The sequence below is a fragment of the Rhodococcus sp. R1101 genome (genome assembly GCF_000278445.1).
GTDB lineage: Bacteria > Actinomycetota > Actinomycetes > Mycobacteriales > Mycobacteriaceae > Rhodococcus > Rhodococcus gordoniae.
This window is the reverse complement of record NZ_AJVB01000542.1, coordinates 1-2433: the sequence shown is the minus strand read 5'-3', so window position 1 is coordinate 2433 and position 2433 is coordinate 1. Positions and strand designations below refer to the sequence as shown.

Annotated in this window: 3 protein-coding genes; 1 reads left to right on the top strand and 2 read right to left on the bottom strand. The window is 66.1% G+C overall.

Annotated features, from left to right (window positions below):
- Positions 1-45: 45 nt before the first annotated feature.
- Both R1101_RS0121275 and R1101_RS0121270 read right to left on the bottom strand, forming a co-directional pair.
- Positions 46-540: a DUF3830 family protein gene (locus R1101_RS0121275; protein ID WP_016935280.1), complete on the bottom strand. Its 495-nt coding sequence runs from the start codon at positions 538-540 to the stop codon at positions 46-48.
- A gap of 22 nt (positions 541-562) precedes the next feature.
- Complete coding sequence (locus R1101_RS0121270) at positions 563-1804, bottom strand: aspartate aminotransferase family protein (protein ID WP_016935279.1); 1242 nt, start codon at positions 1802-1804, stop codon at positions 563-565.
- A gap of 181 nt (positions 1805-1985) precedes the next feature.
- Between R1101_RS0121270 and R1101_RS27995 the strand changes: the two genes are divergently transcribed.
- Positions 1986-2433 (top strand): PRC-barrel domain-containing protein (locus R1101_RS27995; RefSeq protein WP_016935278.1); only part of this gene is annotated, 448 nt, incomplete at its 3' end.

Below are 2433 nucleotides of genomic sequence, written 5' to 3'. Positions count from 1 at the left end.
GAACGGCACCGCACATCGCGCGGTACCGTTCGGTTCGGCGCCCGTCTACGCGCGCGCGAAGCTCAACGTCTCCCCCACGACCCCCTGGATCCACAGGTCGTTGCACGCGACAGCGAGTTCGGGCAGTCCCTCCTCGATGGTCGCGAAGACGTTGCCCGGCACCCACCCCACGTCGCCGTTGAGCAGCAGATTGTTCCGGCCGTAGAACAACGCGAGGTCGGTCGCTCCCTGCTGCGCGTGGGCCTGCGATCCGGGTTCGTAACCGTATGCGGGATTACCGATCTCCCACGGTTCGAAGTCGAACAGGCACACGTCGCCGGGGATCGGCGTCACCGTCGGGTTCTCCCGGTGCGGTGCCGCGGTGATCCTCGGCACCAGGGTGTACAACTCGTTGCGAGCGTACTTGGCATGGAAGGCAGCACCGCTCTGCGGCAAAGCATCCCACACCGCCGCACAGGTGAGCGGCGCTTCGTCGTCGAGAAGTCGTGCTCTGCACGTGATGTCGCGCTTGTCGAGAGTGATCGTGATGTATCGGGCCACGCGGACTCCCTCGTTCGACGGATTATCGGACCTCTGCGAGGACTTCGGACCAGATGCCGAGCGCATCATCGATCTGCTGCGCGGTGACGATCAGGGGTGGGATCATACGCACCACATTCATGTGGGCACCACAGGTCAACAGCAGCAATCCCTTTCGGGATGCGAGTTGTTGCGCGGCGGTCGCGCGGTCCCGATCGGGAGACCCCTCGGTGGTGAATTCGAGACCCACCATGAGACCGAGTCCCCGCACGTCGCCGATATCGCCGGTCGCGCGCTCCCGCGCGCCGGAGAGCAGTTCGCGTCCACGCGTGGCCGCGTTGTCGACGAGCCCTTCCTTCTCGATCACGTCGAGGGTGGCCACGGCCGCCGCGCACGAGACGGCATTCGCCCCGTACGTCCCGCCCTGCGATCCCGGGCGGACGCGCTCCATGAGCTCCTCGGAGGCGGCGATACCCGACAGCGGGAAACCGCTCGCGAGCCCCTTGGCGATGGTGATGACGTCGGGTCGCACTCCGAAGTGCTGGTGGCCGAAGAACTTTCCGGTACGACCGAAACCGGTCTGGATCTCGTCGAATACGAGCAGGATGCCGTGCTCGTCGGCCCGTTGCCGCAATCCGCGGAAGAACCGCGTGTTCCCCGGTACGTAACCGCCCTCGCCCAGGACCGGTTCGACGACGAAGGCCGCGATCTCGTCCGGTGCCACCAGGGTCGCGAACAGGTAGTCCAGTTCCTGCAGCGCGAAGTCGGTCGCCTCCTCCTCCGACCAGCCGTATCGATAGGCGGTGGGGAACGGAGCGACGTGTACACCACCCATGAGCGGTGAGAATCCCGCGGAGAAGCGGGTTCCCGAGGTCGTCATCGTCGCAGCGGCGACGGTCCGGCCGTGGAAACCGCCGTGGAAGACGACGATTCCGGGGCGTCTTGTCGCCTGCCGGGCCAGCCGCAACGCCGCTTCGACGGCCTCGCTACCCGAATTGGCGAAGAACAACGAGTCGAGCTCGCCGGGCAGTACCGTGCCCAGTCTTTCGGTGAGTTCGAGCAGGGGCCGGTGCATCACGGTCGTGTACTGCCCGTGGATGAGCGAGCCGATCTGCCGGCGCGCGGCTTCGACGACGTGCGGATGACAATGCCCGGTGCTCGTCACGCCGATACCGGCGGTGAAGTCGAGGTAGCGGCGTCCGTCGGTGCCGTGGACGTAACACCCCTCGGCATGGTCGACGGTGACGGACGTCGCCTGCAGCAGGCGGGGTGACAGTCGGGTCATGACGATCCCTCCGAACAGCCGAGGGAGCGAACCCTCATGCTTGTTGTCGGATTGTTGACAATATGGATAACACGCGGAGAGGGGTCGCGCAACGGCGAACGGTGTGACGACGGCGTTTCGTCACTCTCATCGAAGGGCATCCGCACTGCAGTAAGCCGCATCGCCCACGGATGAGGACATCATGATCAGCAACGACGACATCGACACCCTCGCTCGCGCCACCGCGTACGGGCCCGACGGTGACAAGCTCGGACGCGTCGGAGAGGTGTACCTGGACAACGACACGGGCCGACCCGCATGGATCACCGTCGTCACGGGGCTGTTCGGCACACGCCGGCACTTCGCCCCCATCGACGAAGCCGAGCTCGACAGCAGCGGAGTGCGCCTGCCCTTCGACAAGGACACGATCACCGGCGCCCCGAACATCGACGAGAACGGTGAGCTGACACCGCTCGAAGAGGACGAACTGTACCGCTACTACCGCCGGTTCGGGAACACCCATGCAGAGGGTGGATCCAGCGGCGACCGGGGCGGATTCACGAACGACCGGGGTGGGTTCACCGGCGACCGGAAGGGCCTCGACGAGCGGAACGCGGCCGGTGGTGGTCTCGTCGGTGATGCAGCCGGCG